A 14,974-nucleotide genomic window follows, 5' to 3' on the forward strand; every position below is an offset into this window, starting at 1 on the left:
GCGCCTGTCGGAGCCACCGTCGGCAAGGCCCGTCGGCCCGTGGCCGGCCGCCGACGGCACCCACGCGCCGGGCGTCCGAGGACGCCCGGCCGCGCAACCCCAACGGACCATCACTGATGGCGACCTGCCGTGGTGCTGCGTCTGATGGATCCCATGCAGCGACAAGCCTCTCTCCCGGACGACGCCGTACCTCCGATGGAACGCTCGCACTGGGTGGCCTTCGCCGGGATCCTGCTGCTGGTCAGCGCTCTGTTCAACCTGCTCAACGGATTCGTGGCGATCTTCAATCACGGCTACTACTCGACCGTCTACTCCCAGGGCAACCGGCTGCTCATCTTCAACTACACGGCCTGGGGCTGGATCTGGGTCGTCATCGGCATCGTGATGGCCCTGGCGGGCATCGGCGTGCTCGTGGGCTCCAGGGCGGCACGGCTGACGGGCATCTGTCTGGCGGTGTTCTGCCTGGTCGGGCAGATGATCTTCCTGCCGGTCTACCCGTTCTGGTCGCTGGCCACCATGGTCGTGTCCGCGCTGGTCGTCTACGGGCTGATCGCCGAGCCGCGGCACGTGCCCGGGGCGCACGTCTAGCGGGGCACCGCAGGAAGGCGCCGCATCGGGATCCGCCCGACCACCCGGTGCCACGGGGCGCGAGCGGTGCCTCCGGTACCGCGGCCCGTACCCCCGTACCCTGTTGCGGGTGTCGTCCTCCTCCCGCCTGCAACGTGTCGCCGTCCTTGTGCTCGAGGGGGCCAAGCCGCTCGACGTCGGCATTCCCGCACAGGTGTTCACCACCCGCGCGAGCATGCCGTACGAGGTGCGGGTGTGCGGCGCGGCGCCCGGGCTGGTGACCGGCGGGGACGGGCTGTCGTACCACGTGGCCCACGGCCTGGACGCGCTCGACTGGGCCGACGTCGTCTTTCTTCCCGGCTACCGGTTTCCGGACCTCGACGACCCGCCCCGGGCCGTCCTGCACGCGCTGCTGGCCGCCCACGCCCGGGGCGCCCGGCTGGCGGCCATCTCGACGGGGGCCTTCGCGCTCGCCGCCACGGGGCTGCTCGACGGCAGACGCGCCACGACCCACTGGCACTACACCCGGGCGCTGGCGGCGAAGCATCCGCTCGTCCAGGTCGACGAGAACGTCCTGTTCGTCGACGAGGGCAGCGTGCTGACGTCGGCCGGCGCCGCATCCGGGATCGACCTGTGCCTGCACATCCTGCGCCGCGACCTCGGGGTGGCCGCCTCGAACCACGCGGCCCGGCGCCTGGTCGCCGCGCCCTACCGCAGCGGGGGTCAGGCGCAGTACGTGCCGCGCAGCGTGCCGGAGCCACTGGGCGAGCGGTTCGCCGCGACCCGCGAGTGGGCGCTGCACCGACTGGACGAGCCCCTCACCCTCGAGACGATGGCCCGGCACGCCGCCGTCTCGGAACGCACCTTCTCGCGGCGCTTCGTCGAGGACACCGGTTACACACCCATGCAGTGGGTCATGCGCGCCCGTATCGACATGGCCCGCGAGCTGCTCGAACGCTCCGAACGCGGCGTCGAGCAGATCGCCGGCGACGTCGGACTCGGTACGGGGGCGAACCTCCGGACGCACTTCCAGCAGATCCTCGGCACCACACCCAGCGAATACCGGCGCACCTTCGCGAAGGGCGAGTAGCCGCTCCGCCGGACATGCGGGGCACGGCCGGACGGGCGGGGCACGCCCGGACAGGCCGGGGACGCCGGGTGGCGAGATCCTTTCGAACCATGGCGCTCACGCCCAGGTCACCGATGGCCGCCACACGCGAGGCTGGTGGCGAACCGAAGGACCGAAGGGACATCACTTTCATGACTCGCATCGCCGTCAACGGATTCGGCCGCATCGGACGCAACGTGCTGCGCGCGCTCCTCCAGCGAGACAGCGACCTCGAGATCGTCGCCGTCAACGACCTCACGGAACCCGCCACGCTCGCGCGCCTGCTCGCCTTCGACTCGACGGCCGGCCGACTCGGCCGCCCGGTCGACGTCGACGGCGACGTCCTCGTCGTCGACGGCCGTCGTATCAAGGTGCTCGCCGAGCGCGAGCCGGCGCGACTGCCCTGGGCCGAGCTCGGCGTCGACATCGTGCTGGAGGCGACCGGCCGGTTCACCTCCGCCAAGGACGCCCGCGCCCACCTCGACGCGGGCGCGAAGAAGGTCCTGGTCAGCGCACCCTCGGACGGGGCGGACGTCACGCTCGCGTACGGCGTCAACACCGACGCCTACGACCCCGAGCTGCACACGATCGTCTCGAACGCCTCGTGCACGACCAATGCGCTCGCCCCGCTGGCCTCCGTACTCGACGACCTCGCCGGCATCGAGCACGGCTTCATGACGACGGTGCACGCCTACACGCAGGAGCAGAACCTCCAGGACGGTCCGCACCGCGACCCGCGCCGCGCCCGCGCCGCCGGCGTCAACATCGTGCCCACCACGACGGGCGCCGCCAAGGCGATCGGCCACGTGCTGCCGAACCTCGACGGCAAGCTGTCGGGGGACTCGATCCGGGTGCCGATCCCGGTGGGTTCGATCGTCGAGCTCAACACGACCGTCGCCCGCGACGTGACGCGCGAGGACGTGCTGGCGGCGTACCGCACCGCGGCCGAGGGCCCGCTCGCCGGCGTCCTCGAGTACTCGGAGGACGCGCTCGTGTCGTCCGACATCGTCGGCAACCCGGCCTCCTCGATCTTCGACTCGGCCCTCACCCGCGTCGAAGGCCGCCACGTCAAGGTGGTCGCCTGGTACGACAACGAGTGGGGCTTCTCCCACCGTGTGATCGACACCCTCGAACTCCTCGCCGCGCGCTGACGGCAGGCACTCCCGGCCCCTCCGGCCGTTCGCGGATCGCCCCGCGAACGGCCGGCGGCATGTCACCGCACGCCTTCCCGGCACGACCGGCGGCTGCCGGACCTGCCGGACCTGCCGGATGTGCCGGACGTGCCGGATCTGCAGGATCTGCGCGAGCGCGTCCGAGAGTGGTCAGCGGCTGCGCGTGGGTGCGCTGTCGAGGTCGGCAGCCAACGCGAGCCGCAACCTGGTCGCGTGCGCGCTGCCGGGCAGCGCGCTCAAGATCACGATCTTGAGGTCCGACTCGCCGTCGGTCAGGACGTCGCAGTCCACTTCGACGGGACCGACCTGGGGGTGTTCGATCGTCTTGCGGTCCTCGCGGTGCGCCCCCACCGCGCCGCTCGCCCACAGCCGGGCGAACGTCGGATTGCCGACGGTGAGGACACGGATCAGCTCGGCCAGGCCCGCGTCGTCGGGGAAGCGACCGGTGGCGCGGCGCAGGTCGGACACGATGGCGAGGTCCGAGTCGGCGCCGTTCCGCACGACCACCGGCCAGCAGGCGATGCGCACGGCGTCGGAACCGACCGGGAACCGCTCACGGGCGAAGTTGCGCAGTTCCGGGGGCGTGGTCGACGGATCACCGAGCAGCGCCGCCCACCCGCGGTTCCACCAGATCATCCGCCAGTCCGCCGCGAACACGGCGACCGCGACGTCTCCGAGCCGGTTCAGCACGCGGTGCACGCCCGGCGGAAGGTCATCGGGGATCACGTCGTCGCGCGGGGGGACCAGCCCGGCCATGCGGTACAGGTGGTCCCGCTCGGGGACGGTCAGGCGCAGGGCGCGTGCGAGAGAGGCGACGACCTGGGCCGAAGGGGCCGTGGCCCGCCCCTGCTCCAGGCGCACCACGTAGTCGACCGACACGCCGGCCCGATCGGCGAGTTCCTCGCGACGCAGCCCGACCGCGCGGCGGGTCCGGGCAGACGGCAGCCCCACGGCCGACGGGGACAGCCGCTCTCGCCAGGCACGGATCGTCGCGCCCAGTCCAGCTCCCGCTCTCGTCGCCATGGCGTCCATCCTGCCCCACTCCCTCCCCGACCGTGGTCGTGGTGATCGTGGTACTGCCGTTCCTACGGTCGAAGCGTCCCTGGCCGGGGCCCGCCGCGGTGGGCACGATCGACGCATGACCACCACGTTCATCACCGGAGCCAACAAGGGCCTCGGCCACGAGACCGCCCGCCGCCTCATCGCACTCGGTCACACCGTGATCCTGGGAGCCCGGGATCCGGAGCGGGGCGCCGCGGCCGCGGCCGCGCTCGGCGCGCGATGCGTCCGTATCGACGTCACCGACGAGGCCTCCGTCGTCGCCGCGGCGGCCGATGTCGCCGCCCACGAAGGCGTACTCGACGTCCTGATCAACAACGCCGGCGTGCACGGTCCGCACGGCGATCCCGGCGAACTGACCGGCGCGGACGCGCTGGGCGTCTTCGATGTCAACGTCTTCGGCGTGGTCCGGACGACCACCGCCTTCCTCCCGCTGCTGCGCCGGTCGTCCGACCCGGTCGTCATCAACGTCAGCAGCGGCATGGGGTCGCTCGCCCTCACGCACGACCCGTCACGGGCCGAGTCCTCCGCCGTCGCCCCTCTCTACGCCGCTTCGAAGGCGGCCCTCACCATGTTGACCACGCAGTACGCCAAGGGGCTGAAGGACATCCGCGTCAACGCCGCCGATCCCGGCTACACCGCCACCGATCTCAACGGCCACAGCGGCCCGCAGTCCGTCACCGAGGGCACCGACGCGATCGTCCGCCTCGCGACCGAGGGGCCCGGCGCCGGCTCGGGACGCTTCATCGACCGCACCGGCCCGATCGACCTGTTCTGAGGCAGCGGGGTGGTTCGAGACGCGCAGGGCGTCACATCGGGAGCGAGAACAGGCGTACCGGACCCGAAGGCCAGCGTGCGTTGTCGTGCAGGGGCGTCACCATGGTGCGCAACGGCATGGTCACCACGCGGGCTTCGGGCTGTTCGACGCGTACGTCCTCGTCGAGCGGATGCCACCCGAGGCGCTGGTACAGCGGCACGAGCGGGGGCCGGCAGAACAGGAGCGCGTGCGAAGGACCCATCGTGCGGGCGTGCCGGAGTGCCGCCGCGATCACCAGCCGAGCCAGTCCCTGGCCCCGCACGTCGGGTGCGACGGCCACTCCGCCGACCCCCACGACCTCCGTCCCGGTGTCGCCGACCGCGACGGACAGCCGTAGCAGGCCGGTGTGTGCCACCAGCCGGCCGCCCTGTCTGACGCCGAAGTGGTCTTCCTTGGGCAGCCAGCTCAGACCGGTCGCCGCGACACCGAAGGGGTCGTCGCCACCGCCGAGGATCTCGTCCTGCTCAGCTCTGGTGTAGCGAAGGAGCCGTACTGCGGTCGGAGTTGCGGAGGACGGGTTCTGAGGCATCCTCACATGATGATCTCTCCGTCCACGGGCCTGCCAGGGGGAGTGCTCGGCCGAGCCGGCCTCCGGCCCTTTGCGACCCGCAGCTCGGGCGACGGGGCAGAGGGGGCCGGTGCGTGATCCGGCCCCCTCCTCCCGTTCGTCAGCGCTTGCCGAGGAGCTTGTTCATCTCGGCGATCTCGGCCGTCTGCGCGGTGACGATGTCGTCGGCCATGGACGTGGCGGGGCCGTACATGCCCTTGCTCTGCTCGGTGGTGGCCATGGCCACGGCGCCCTCGTGGTGGTCGATCATCATGGTCAGGAACATGGTGTCGAAGTCCGTGCCGGACGCCTTGTCGAGTTCGTCCATGTCCGAGCCGTCGCTCATGCCGGGCATCCCGGACCCGGCCGAGTGGTCCATGCCGGGCATGGGTTCCGTCGTGCTGTCGGACGACGTCGGGACGTCCTCGCCCCAGGACGTCAGCCAGCCGCCGATGGTCCTGATCTCCGGGCCCTGCGCCTCCTCGATGCGCGAGGCGAGGCCCTTGACCCCGGCGGACGAGGCCCGGTCGGCGGCGAGTTCGGCCATCTCGAGGGCCTGCTGGTGGTGGGGGATCATGCCCTGCGCGAAGGACACGTCCTGGGCGTTGTGCGCTCCGGCCGTGGCGTCGGCGCTCGTCGACGACGACGCGGAGCTGTGACCGCCCGTGTGTCCGCTGCCGCTGTCGTTGCTGCTGTCGTTGCCGCATGCGGCGAGGACGAGCGCGGCGGTGACAGCGGCGGCCGTGAGAGCGGCGCGATGGGTCAGGGTACGGGTGTTGCGCATGCTGAAACTCCTGCTGTGCTGTGCGAAAAGGGATCCGGACCTGTCGAGGCGCACCGCGTCGCCGAGTGGTGACGTGGTGCCGAGTGGTGTCTAGATCCGCAGGAGTTGGAGTTCCGCCAGGGAGGGTGGCGCGCGTGCGCCGTGCGGGGCCTCGGCCGCGTACGGGCAGACGGCGTCGGCGCGTACGGGGACGGTCACCGGGTCGGGAACGAGCGCGGGCAGAGCCGGCGCGCCGCTCACCGCGGCGGCCCGGCAGGTCGGGTCGGCGTGATGGAGGTGTCCTCCACCGCAGTCCCCGCCGTCCCCCGCGCAGTCCTCATGAGCGCTGACCGAGGGAGCGCTGACCGAGACGGCGCTGACCGAGACGGCGCTGACCGAGCCGGCCGCCCTGTGCTGGGGCACGGCGTGTTCGTGGACGGTGCCGCCGGGCGACAGGGCGTGCATGGCCAGCAGCCCGGCGAGCAGGCCGAGCACGAGCAGCGCCCGCCACCGCCACACGGGCGGTCGCGCCGGGTGCTGCTGCTCGCGACTCCTCATCGGGATCATCCTAGGCGGAACCTGTCCAACACCTGCGCGTCGTCCGGGCATTGCGGTGCGCCGGGCACGAGGCGCAGCCGCGAGCCGTAGTCTCGGGGCGGCTTCGGTGCGCTGTCACCGAAGGTGTCCGATCCCGTACAGTCCGCTCAGCGCACGCGCTCCGTCGCGGCCCGTCACGGCGGTTGACCAGGAGAAGAATCATGGAATCCGAAGCCGGTCACGGCTCACTCCCGCTCGATTCCGGAACGGGGCGGCCGGTGCCCGAAGTCGAGCCCGGAATCGTGGAGCGGTGGCGCTCGGAGAGAGGCGAACTGGTCGAGTTGCTGGCCCAGGTGCGTGAACGGTGCGGCGGTGTCGCCGCGTTCCGGCTCGGGCCGTCCCGCACCGTGCTCGTCACCGACCCGTCGGCGGTCCAGCACGTCCTCGCCCGGTACCCGGAGCGGTACGTCAAGCGCTCCCACCGCGCCCGTCTGCTGATCGGCGACGGGGTCCTCGCCGCCACCGGTACGGCGTGGAAGCGGCAACGCCGCTTGTTGCAGTCCCAGTTCACCGGCACCGGGATGCGCCGCCACGAACAGCGGATCACCGAGGCCGCCCGGACCACCGCCGGACGCTGGGCCGGGTACGCCCGTACCGGGCAGAGTCTCGATGTCGGGCGGGAGATGCGCCGCTTCGCCCTGGACGCCATCTGGCGCTCCCTCACCGGCCATCCCCTCGACGACGATACCGAGCGCGAACTGGACGCCGTGGCGGTGGTGGCGACCGCCCTGCCGACGCTGCCCGCGGACGCCTCCGAGGCGCGGGACGCCGTCGCCGCCGATCTCGCCCGGATCGACGCGGTCGCCGGGCACGCCATCGAGGCCGCCCGAAACGGGGCGCCCGGCCCCGAGGGACCGGGCCTGTTGCGTGTCCTGACCGACGCCGGCGCCGAACACCCCGAATACAGCGACCAGCTGATCCGCGACGAGTTGGTCACGCTGCTCGCGGCCGGGCACGAGACCACCGCGACCACACTGACCTGGCTGTATCTGCTCCTCGACCGGCACCCCGCCGCCCGCGAACAGACGCTCGGCGCCGGCGGCGAAGGCTCGCCGGAGCGCCGTCAGGCCATCCAGGCCCTGATCCACGAGACACTCCGGCTCTACCCGTCCGCGTGGATCCTGCCCCGCCACGCCGCCGAGGACGACGTCCTCGCCGGCTACACCGTCGAGGCGGGCACCGACCTCCTCGTCTGCCCGTACCTCACGCACCGCGATCCCGAACTGTGGCCGGACCCGGAGCACTTCGCCCCTCGGCGGTTCGTCACCCCGGGCGGTCGGCCCGCGCACCTGGGCGCCTACTTCCCCTTCGGCATCGGCCCCCGTGCCTGTCTCGGTGTGCAGTTCGCGCTCCGCGAGTCGACCGTCCTGCTCGAACACCTGCTGCCCGCCCACACCCTGGCCTTCTCCTCCATCCCCACCAAGGCGGCGTACGGCATGACCGTCCGTCCCGACGGGCCCACCGTCGCGACCTTGGCGGGTTAGGGCGCTCGGGTCCCGACCGGTGGCTCAGTGCCGGCGCCAGGGCCAGTGCCAGGGCCAGTGCTGGTCCGGAGGTCCGCTGCGAGCGCGTCGAGCCATACCTCGATGTCGGTCAGGAGGGACTGGACCCGTGGCGGGACCTCGGAGGGCAGGGAGGGTGGCGGGGTCAGCCGGACATGGACGCCGCCCGGAGGGAAGTCGGCAGCCCGGACGATCGCTGTCTCCGCCTCCTCGCTGATGTGCCGGGCCCAGTCCAGGGCCGCGGGCGGCAGCTCGAGCGCAGGCTCCGTCCGGGGCAGCCAGTAGGCGCCGACCAGGACACGGGAGCCGAAGTTGAGGGCGGCGAGGTAGTCGGTTTCGGGCTCGCGGGCAGGGGAGGCGGGCTCGGTGCGGTACTGCGCGTACGAGCCCTCCGCGATGCGAAGCCGGTGCAGCGTCAGCCGGACGGCCCGGTGACCGGCGTCGCCGCCGTCCGCCGGGCCGTCGCCGGTCACGGCGGCGGTCGTGGTCCGCACCACGGGTGCTGCGGACCGGAGCAGCGCCGCCATGCTGCGCCGCGTCTCGGCGCGGGCCCCGAACGGCCAGGCGAGCACACCGCACAGCAGCCCGACCGCACTCCCGGTCAGCACGTCCACGACACGCATCTCCGCGAGCCGCCACGTCACGGGCGCGATCTGCGCGAACGCCGTGGAGACGACCAGGGTGAACAGCCCCTGCGCCCAGGCCGGGCCCTCCAGGGGCCCCACCGCGAAGGCGATCAGCATCATCGGTACGAGCAGGTACGCGTACACGTCGGTGGCCTGGCCCGCCCCGATGAGGAGCAGACCGGCGGCGAGCGCGCCGGCCAGCGTGCCCACGACGGCCGCGCGGACGGCGGACCAGGTGGCGCCCGCCGTGGTCCGGCCCAGGGTCAGCACGGTCAGCAGCACCCAGAAACCGTGCGACAGGTCGAGCGAGCCCGCCACCAGGCGGGCGAGTGCGAGACCGCACGCGCTGCGCAGCGCGTTCTGGAAGACGACGGAACGCCGCGTCAGATTGCCGGTGAGGCGGATGGTGAACAGGCGGACCGTCGGCATCCGCGCGTACCAGAACTGCTCCCGGGGCAGGCCGTACACCGGCTGACGGCCGTCGAGCGCCAGGGCGACGGCCGTGCGCACGGTCACGGCGGAGACCGCGATCGTCAGCACCGTCGACTGCCGCAGCAGCACCTGGTGCGGGCGGGAGACGCGCTCGCCGGGGTCGCCGTCGCGTGCGGCAAGGAACTGGGCGGTCATCTCCTCGATCAGCTCGGGCCCCTCCGCGGGACGGGACCGGCGCAGCGCGCCGGCCGTCTCGGCGCAGGTCGCCGCGATGCCGTGCAGGAGGTTCTGCGATGCCGTGTCCGAGTGCGTGGAGTGCATTTCGGTGAGGGCGGCCAGCTGGTCGACGAGGCGCCGAGCCGCGGATCCCGCCTGGGCGAGCGCTCGGTCCGTCCGTCCCGCTCCGGTCGGGCGGGCACCGGCAGGCTGCTGCGAGAAGCGCAGGCCCCGGCCGGCTGCCCGCAGCCGTCCGGCCAGACCGGGTTCCGGGCCTTCGGTATGGATCAGGGAGCGGGTGGCGCGGGCCGCGAGGTCCAGGGTGTCGGCGATCCGGTCGCCGTACGAGGGATCCGGCGGATCGGGGAGCACCGCCACCTCGCACAGGACGAGGGACACCCCGCCGATGGCTACCCCGGTCAACCGCTGGGGCAGCGTCTCCGGGGCGAAGGGCGGGAAACAGGCGAGGATGTAGAACAGCTGAAGCCCGGGGACGGTGCCGGCCAGACGCGGGCCGCACATCGAGCCGAACATCAGCACGAACCCGACGAGCAGCATGCCCGCCACGGCCGACCAGGTCTGGACGGCCAGGGCCGTGCCGGCGGCGGTGAGGACGGCGGCGGGCGGCAGGGCGCGCAGTACGGTCACGGCGCGTCGGCGGCCGGACCCCGGCACCGGCGAGAGAACGCCGAACGCGATCGGCGTGAACAGGGCGTAGACCGCGGTCACGGGCTGATCGAGGAGATACGCGGCCGGATAGAACCCGGCCGCCGCGGCGACCGTGACACGCGTCGCACGCCGGCCGGCCCGGACGGATTCGGCGAGCGACGGCCGCTTGGGCATCAGCGCTCCTCTCCGCGCGCCACCCGAGGATCATCCGCGGCTTTCAGTGTCGCGCGGGTCGGGTGGTCACGCAGTCGGGCGCGGGTTCCGGGCGTTGCTCGGCCCGTCCGGAGGAGACAGGGGGCGGTCGGCGGGGCCTACCGGAGCAGAGCGGAGATCGATCGCCCCGCTCCGGGGTATGCGGGAGGGAACCCGAGGACCTGAGGACCCGAGGACGCGAGGAAAGGAACAGAAACACCATGACGACGTACGTGATCACCGTGCCCGGCACCTTCACCACCGAGGTCGAGGACGAGACGCGAACGCGGCTGAGTCAGGCCCTGCGCCCGGCCGATCCGCACCACACGCGGATGGGCAACGCGCAGGACCTCGACCCGCTCACCGTGAACGAGGACGACACGTTCACCATCCGGCTCGCCGTCGAAGCGGACAGCGGTCCGCACGCGGAGGAGGACGCCCGCAGGCTCGCGGACTCCGCCCTGCACGCCGCGGGGCTCGACGACACGAGCGCGCCGCTCGGACCGGCGGTGGTCACCGGTATCGACTCCGACGTGTGAGCCGGCCGGGCGAGCCGGGGCCGCGACGGGCCCCGGCCGGACGGGCCGACGCGGAGTCGGACGGGCCGACGCGGAGTCGGACGGCGCCGGACATCCGCCGTCGCCCGTCGGCCGTCCGCCGGTTCAGTGACCGCCCCGGCCGTGCGTCAGCCGCTGCCACACGGCCCCCGCCATGGCCGCCTCACCCTTGGCGTTGGGGTGCGCGGGAGCCGCGGGGGACGTGGGCTGCAACGGCTCGATCCATCGCTCCGCCGGGGGTTTGCACATGTCGTGGCCGATGGTCGGGCCGTAGGTGTCGACGTACTCGGCGTGGTTCCAGCGCGCCACCAGACGGAGCATCAGGTTGAGCCGCTTGCCGGTGTCCCGCAGGTAGGGGAAGTCCTGCGTGGCGAACGGCACCGAGGGGGCACAGCCGCTGCCGTCGTCGGGCAGCAGGTCCGGATACCCGACGACGAGGATCCGGGCGTGCGGGGCCCGGTCGTGCACGGCCTGGAGCACCCGGGCGACCTTGGGGCCGGTCCTGGCTATCGCCACGGTGAGCTGGTCGACGCCCGAGGCGCCGTAGTGGCGCTGGCACGGGTTGCCGGTCGGGTCCTGCGCGGACAACTGGGCGCAGGTGCCGATGATGGAGCCGAAGCCCATGTCGTTGCCGCCGATCTGGACGGTCACGAGGTCGCTGTTCCGGCCCACCGCGTCGAGTTGGGGGCCGTTCGTGCCCTGCGCCTTCCACATCTGCTCGGTGGTCGCCCCGCCGCAACTGACGTCCTTGAACGTGACGTTACGAAGCCGCGTGGCCACGATCGACGGGTAATTGTGGTCGGAGCGGGCGCAGTTGGCGTCCACCTGCCGGGGGATGAGGGGGCCGGAGGTGTAGGAGTCGCCGAGCGCCACATACCGGTTGCCGCCTCCGCCTCCGCCTCCGCCGTGCGCCGCGGCCGGTGCCGCGGAAGCGGCGACCAGCGCACAACTGCCCAGTGCGGCCAGGAAGGTGACGCCCTTTCGGCGGTGACCGGCCGGTCCTCCCGTGCGAACGTCGCGCTGCATCGAGTTCCTCCCCCTTGAAGCCCACACCCCGTCGACGACGCCGTCCCGTACGGTCGGCGTGCCGTTCGACTGGGCTTGTATACCGTCCAGTAGGTCACCGGGGCCAGAGCCGGGAGCGAACCCGTTGCCGCAAGAAGCGGGGGGACCGCGTCCGGAGGGAGGGAGCCGCGCCCGTGTCTTGCGTCCCTCGTCAGGCGCGGACGCCACGCAGCAGGTTGGCGATCAGGCTTGTCGCGAACTCCTCGGTGACGGGCAGGCTGGGCATCAGCAGGCGGTGGTAGCAGGCACCCCACAGCTGGTCCACGAGGACCTCGGGATCGACGTCGGGGCGCAGCTGACCTTCTGCCTGTGCCCGCCGCATCCGCCGGACCGCCAGTTCCCGCCGCGGGCCCGAGTAGCGTTCCAGCAGGGCGGCGGACAGCTCGGGATCGGTCTGTGCCTGGCCGATGAGCTCGGCGATCACTCGCCCGGCGGGCGTCTCGGTGAGTATCCGCACGAACGCGCGAAGCTGCGCCGTGAGGTCGGCCTCGACGTCGTCGCTCTCCGGGAAGGCCAGTACGGACTCCACGGCGTGGAAGTAGCCGTCGAGGGCGAGCGCGCCCTTGGACGGCCACCATTTGTAGATCGTCGTCTTGCTGACCCCGGCCCGCTCCGCGACCGCCTCGATGGTGAACGTTGCCATGCCTTTGTCGAGGAGCAGGGCGCCGGCCGCGTCGAGGACGTCCGCCCGTACCTCGGCGGCAGGCCGCCGGCCCCGACCGCGCCGTGGTCTGGGTGCGGCTTCGGGTTCCGACCGTTCCTGCATCGCACCGACCTCCAGGCATCGTCCGACAGACCCACAGCCTGGCATATGGACGCAGCGTTCACAACGTGGTTATATGGACTCAGCGTTCATAAATGAACTGGAGGCACATCATGTCCGAGACCACACGCGTCGCACTCGTCACCGGCGCTTCCGGAGGGATCGGCCGGGCCGTGGCCCGGCGGCTCGCGACCGAGGGAATGGCCGTCGGCGTGCACTACGCGGGCAACAAGGCGGCGGCACAGGAGACCGTCGCCGCCGTCGAGGCGGCGGGCGGCCGGGCGATCGCGGTCACCGGGGACGTGGCCGACGAGGGAGCCATGGCCGACGCCTTCTCGGCGGTGGAGGGGGCCTTCGGCGGGATCGACGTCGTGGTCCACACCGCCGGTGTGATGACCTTGGCGCCGATCGCCGCATTCGATCTCGACGCCTTCGACCGGCTGATGCGGACCAACGTCCGCGGGGCCTTCGTCGTGGCCCGGGAGGCGGCGCGCCGTGTCCGCGACGGCGGGGCGGTGGTCACCTTCTCCACCTCGGTGACCCGGCTGGCCTTCCCCGGGTACGCGCCCTACGCGGCGAGCAAGGGGGCCGTCGAGGCCATGACGCTGGTGCTGGCCCGCGAGATGCGAGGACGGGACGTCACCGTCAACGCCGTCGCGCCCGGTCCGACCGCGACGCCGCTCTTCCTCGAAGGTAAGGATCAGGAGACGATCGACCGCCTCGCCGCGCAGCCCCCGCTGGAGCGTCTCGGGACACCCGAGGACATCGCCGAGACCGTGGCCTTCCTGGCGGGCCCGGGGCGTTGGGTCAACGGGCAGGTCCTCTTCGCGAACGGCGGCATCGCCTGATACCTCGACTCGCCCTGCCCCAATCCCACCCTGTCCCAGCCCCACCCTGCCCCCCAGTAGTGATCGAGATCGCATCGTCCCGTATAAAAATACCAAACGTGCGGTTTACTTAGTGATCGCCGGGTGGAATGCTCTCCACGTTCCGGGTCGGGGGCCCGGTCCCGCGTCGTCCTGTACGGGCTGAGGGAGGGAGACCTGATGGGCATGCAGGCGCGAGCGGTGCGCACACGTCAGTCTCTTGTCCGAGCGGCCGCCGAGCTGTTCGCCGCCGAGGGGTACGCGCGGGCTTCCCTTCCCGTCATCAGCGAGCGGGCCGGTGTCAGTACCGGCGCCCTGCATTTCCATTTCGCGAACAAGAGCGACCTCGCCGCAGAGGTGGAGAGGGCGGCGGCGGACTCCGTGGAGGAACTGGCGGAGCGATGTCGCAGCACGGCGGACACGCTGCTGCAGTCCCTGGTCCACACGGCGTGCAGCCTGCTCCTGGCCGTGGTCACCGATCCCGTGATCAGGGCGGGGTTCCGGCTCAGCGGTGATCCGTCCCGTAAGAACGGGGCGATGATGCTGCAATGGTGGCGGGCGTGGGTGCACGATCTCATCGTCCAGGCGCAGCGGGAGGGGGAGCTCGCCCAGGACGTCTCGGTCGACGCCGCGACGACCGTGATCGTGGCGGCGACGGCGGGGTTCGAGGTGTTGGGCGCGACCGACCGCGACTGGCTCTCGGCAGACCGCGTGACGCAGTTGTGGACCTTCCTCCTGCCCTGGCTCGCGGGCTCACCGGACCACGCCCCGTTGCTGTCGGGGATCGGGGAGGCCCTGGGGGAACTGTCCGAATAGCCGTGTACTCCTCGTTGAGCAGCTCTGACACAGCCTCGCCCCTCTGCCCGGTGCCCTATCGAAGGGCGCACACGAAGTCACCCCCGGCGCGCCGAAGTTCCACGCGGACGCCCGGGCCAAGAAGGTCCACCAGGACGGGCAGGTGATTCGTTCATGTGCGGATCGTCGCCCCGCCGCGCGAGGCCCCGCCGTCGGGCCCCTCGTCGAGCAGGGTCCGTAGGCGTTCCCTGTCCTGCGGGCCGAGGTCGGCGACGAAGCGGGCGAGGGCGGTGGCCCTGTCGGCGTCCTTGTTCAGTTCGGCGTGCATACGGCGGGCGGTGAGGCCGGGCGGGTCCTGGGCGGGGGTGTAGACGTAGCCCCGGCCGGCGTGGGCGCGGGTGACCGCGCCCTTGGCGTGCAGGCGCGTCAGGATCGTCGTCACCGTGGTGCGTGCCAGGTCCGTTCCGAGTGCCAGCCGGACCGCGATCGGGGTGAGCGGGCCGTCGGCGGCCCAGAGCGCGGCCAGGACACTCGCCTCCAGCTCACCCGCGGGACGACGGTCCGGCCGCCGGCCGGCCGGCCGGTCTTCGTGTCCCTCTGGCATGGGAAGGCCCTCGACTCTCGATCGTCCACCGATCGTCCACAGTGCGGTAGACCGTCT

General features: G+C 72.2%; 16 protein-coding genes. 8 read left to right on the plus strand and 8 right to left on the minus strand.

The window, feature by feature from the left end; translation table 11 throughout:
* The first annotated feature begins 153 nt into the window (after window positions 1–153).
* From OG933_RS41235 to gap, 3 genes are all read left to right on the plus strand, one after another.
* On the plus strand, window positions 154–588 hold the full coding sequence (locus OG933_RS41235) for a hypothetical protein (protein ID WP_362526564.1): 435 nt from the start codon (window positions 154–156) through the stop codon (window positions 586–588).
* A gap of 109 nt (window positions 589–697) precedes the next feature.
* Entirely contained in the window at window positions 698–1,657 is a 960-nt protein-coding gene (locus tag OG933_RS41240) for a GlxA family transcriptional regulator (RefSeq protein WP_405632293.1), read from the plus strand.
* Between the two features lie 170 nt (window positions 1,658–1,827).
* Entirely contained in the window at window positions 1,828–2,826 is a 999-nt protein-coding gene (gap, locus tag OG933_RS41245) for a type I glyceraldehyde-3-phosphate dehydrogenase (RefSeq protein WP_362526567.1), read from the plus strand.
* A 171-nt stretch (window positions 2,827–2,997) separates the two neighbouring features.
* On the opposite strand, the gene OG933_RS41250 is transcribed toward gap, so the two are convergent.
* Window positions 2,998–3,879: a helix-turn-helix transcriptional regulator gene (locus tag OG933_RS41250; protein ID WP_405632296.1), complete on the minus strand. Its 882-nt coding sequence runs from the start codon at window positions 3,877–3,879 to the stop codon at window positions 2,998–3,000.
* A gap of 106 nt (window positions 3,880–3,985) precedes the next feature.
* Between OG933_RS41250 and OG933_RS41255 the strand changes: the two genes are divergently transcribed.
* Entirely contained in the window at window positions 3,986–4,684 is a 699-nt protein-coding gene (locus OG933_RS41255) for an SDR family NAD(P)-dependent oxidoreductase (protein ID WP_405632298.1), read from the plus strand.
* 31 nt (window positions 4,685–4,715) lie between these two features.
* Here the strand turns inward: OG933_RS41255 and OG933_RS41260 are convergent, their stop codons facing one another.
* The 3 genes from OG933_RS41260 to OG933_RS41270 all read right to left on the minus strand — a co-directional run bounded on the left by OG933_RS41260 (window position 4,716) and on the right by OG933_RS41270 (window position 6,591).
* Window positions 4,716–5,252 carry a GNAT family N-acetyltransferase gene (locus tag OG933_RS41260; RefSeq protein ID WP_405632301.1) on the minus strand — a complete coding sequence of 179 codons (537 nt, stop codon included), beginning with the start codon at window positions 5,250–5,252 and terminating at the stop codon, window positions 4,716–4,718.
* Between the two features lie 139 nt (window positions 5,253–5,391).
* Complete coding sequence (locus OG933_RS41265; protein WP_405632304.1) at window positions 5,392–6,054, minus strand: DUF305 domain-containing protein; 663 nt, start codon at window positions 6,052–6,054, stop codon at window positions 5,392–5,394.
* Window positions 6,055–6,144: 90 nt separating this feature from the next.
* Window positions 6,145–6,591: a DUF6153 family protein gene (locus tag OG933_RS41270; protein ID WP_405632306.1), complete on the minus strand. Its 447-nt coding sequence runs from the start codon at window positions 6,589–6,591 to the stop codon at window positions 6,145–6,147.
* A gap of 200 nt (window positions 6,592–6,791) precedes the next feature.
* Between OG933_RS41270 and OG933_RS41275 the strand changes: the two genes are divergently transcribed.
* Window positions 6,792–8,114: a cytochrome P450 gene (locus OG933_RS41275; RefSeq protein WP_362526584.1), complete on the plus strand. Its 1,323-nt coding sequence runs from the start codon at window positions 6,792–6,794 to the stop codon at window positions 8,112–8,114.
* On the opposite strand, the gene OG933_RS41280 is transcribed toward OG933_RS41275, so the two are convergent.
* A complete protein-coding gene (locus OG933_RS41280) occupies window positions 8,111–10,249 on the minus strand; it encodes an FUSC family protein (protein ID WP_405632309.1) in 2,139 nt (712 codons plus the stop codon). The two genes, OG933_RS41275 and OG933_RS41280, sit on opposite strands and share 4 nt — an antisense overlap.
* A 239-nt stretch (window positions 10,250–10,488) precedes the next feature.
* On the opposite strand from OG933_RS41280, the gene OG933_RS41285 reads away from it, so the two are divergent.
* Window positions 10,489–10,806: a hypothetical protein gene (locus OG933_RS41285; protein ID WP_362269788.1), complete on the plus strand. Its 318-nt coding sequence runs from the start codon at window positions 10,489–10,491 to the stop codon at window positions 10,804–10,806.
* A 123-nt stretch (window positions 10,807–10,929) separates the two neighbouring features.
* Here the strand turns inward: OG933_RS41285 and OG933_RS41290 are convergent, their stop codons facing one another.
* Both OG933_RS41290 and OG933_RS41295 read right to left on the minus strand, forming a co-directional pair.
* Window positions 10,930–11,850, minus strand: a complete 921-nt coding sequence (locus OG933_RS41290; protein ID WP_405632312.1) for an SGNH/GDSL hydrolase family protein — start codon at window positions 11,848–11,850, stop codon at window positions 10,930–10,932.
* 190 nt (window positions 11,851–12,040) lie between these two features.
* Window positions 12,041–12,655, minus strand: coding sequence for a TetR/AcrR family transcriptional regulator (locus tag OG933_RS41295; protein WP_362526592.1), 615 nt, complete (start codon window positions 12,653–12,655; stop codon window positions 12,041–12,043).
* Window positions 12,656–12,765: 110 nt separating this feature from the next.
* On the opposite strand from OG933_RS41295, the gene OG933_RS41300 reads away from it, so the two are divergent.
* Both OG933_RS41300 and OG933_RS41305 read left to right on the plus strand, forming a co-directional pair.
* Complete coding sequence (locus tag OG933_RS41300; RefSeq protein WP_405632314.1) at window positions 12,766–13,500, plus strand: SDR family oxidoreductase; 735 nt, start codon at window positions 12,766–12,768, stop codon at window positions 13,498–13,500.
* 198 nt (window positions 13,501–13,698) lie between these two features.
* On the plus strand, window positions 13,699–14,334 hold the full coding sequence (locus tag OG933_RS41305) for a ScbR family autoregulator-binding transcription factor (protein ID WP_405632315.1): 636 nt from the start codon (window positions 13,699–13,701) through the stop codon (window positions 14,332–14,334).
* A gap of 151 nt (window positions 14,335–14,485) precedes the next feature.
* Here OG933_RS41305 and OG933_RS41310 read toward each other — a convergent pair whose 3' ends face one another.
* Entirely contained in the window at window positions 14,486–14,917 is a 432-nt protein-coding gene (locus tag OG933_RS41310; RefSeq protein ID WP_405632318.1) for a BlaI/MecI/CopY family transcriptional regulator, read from the minus strand.
* Window positions 14,918–14,974: the final 57 nt, after the last annotated feature.

The organism is Streptomyces sp. NBC_00016 (assembly GCF_045040885.1).
In the GTDB taxonomy this organism is placed as follows: Bacteria; Actinomycetota; Actinomycetes; order Streptomycetales; family Streptomycetaceae; genus Streptomyces; species Streptomyces coriariae.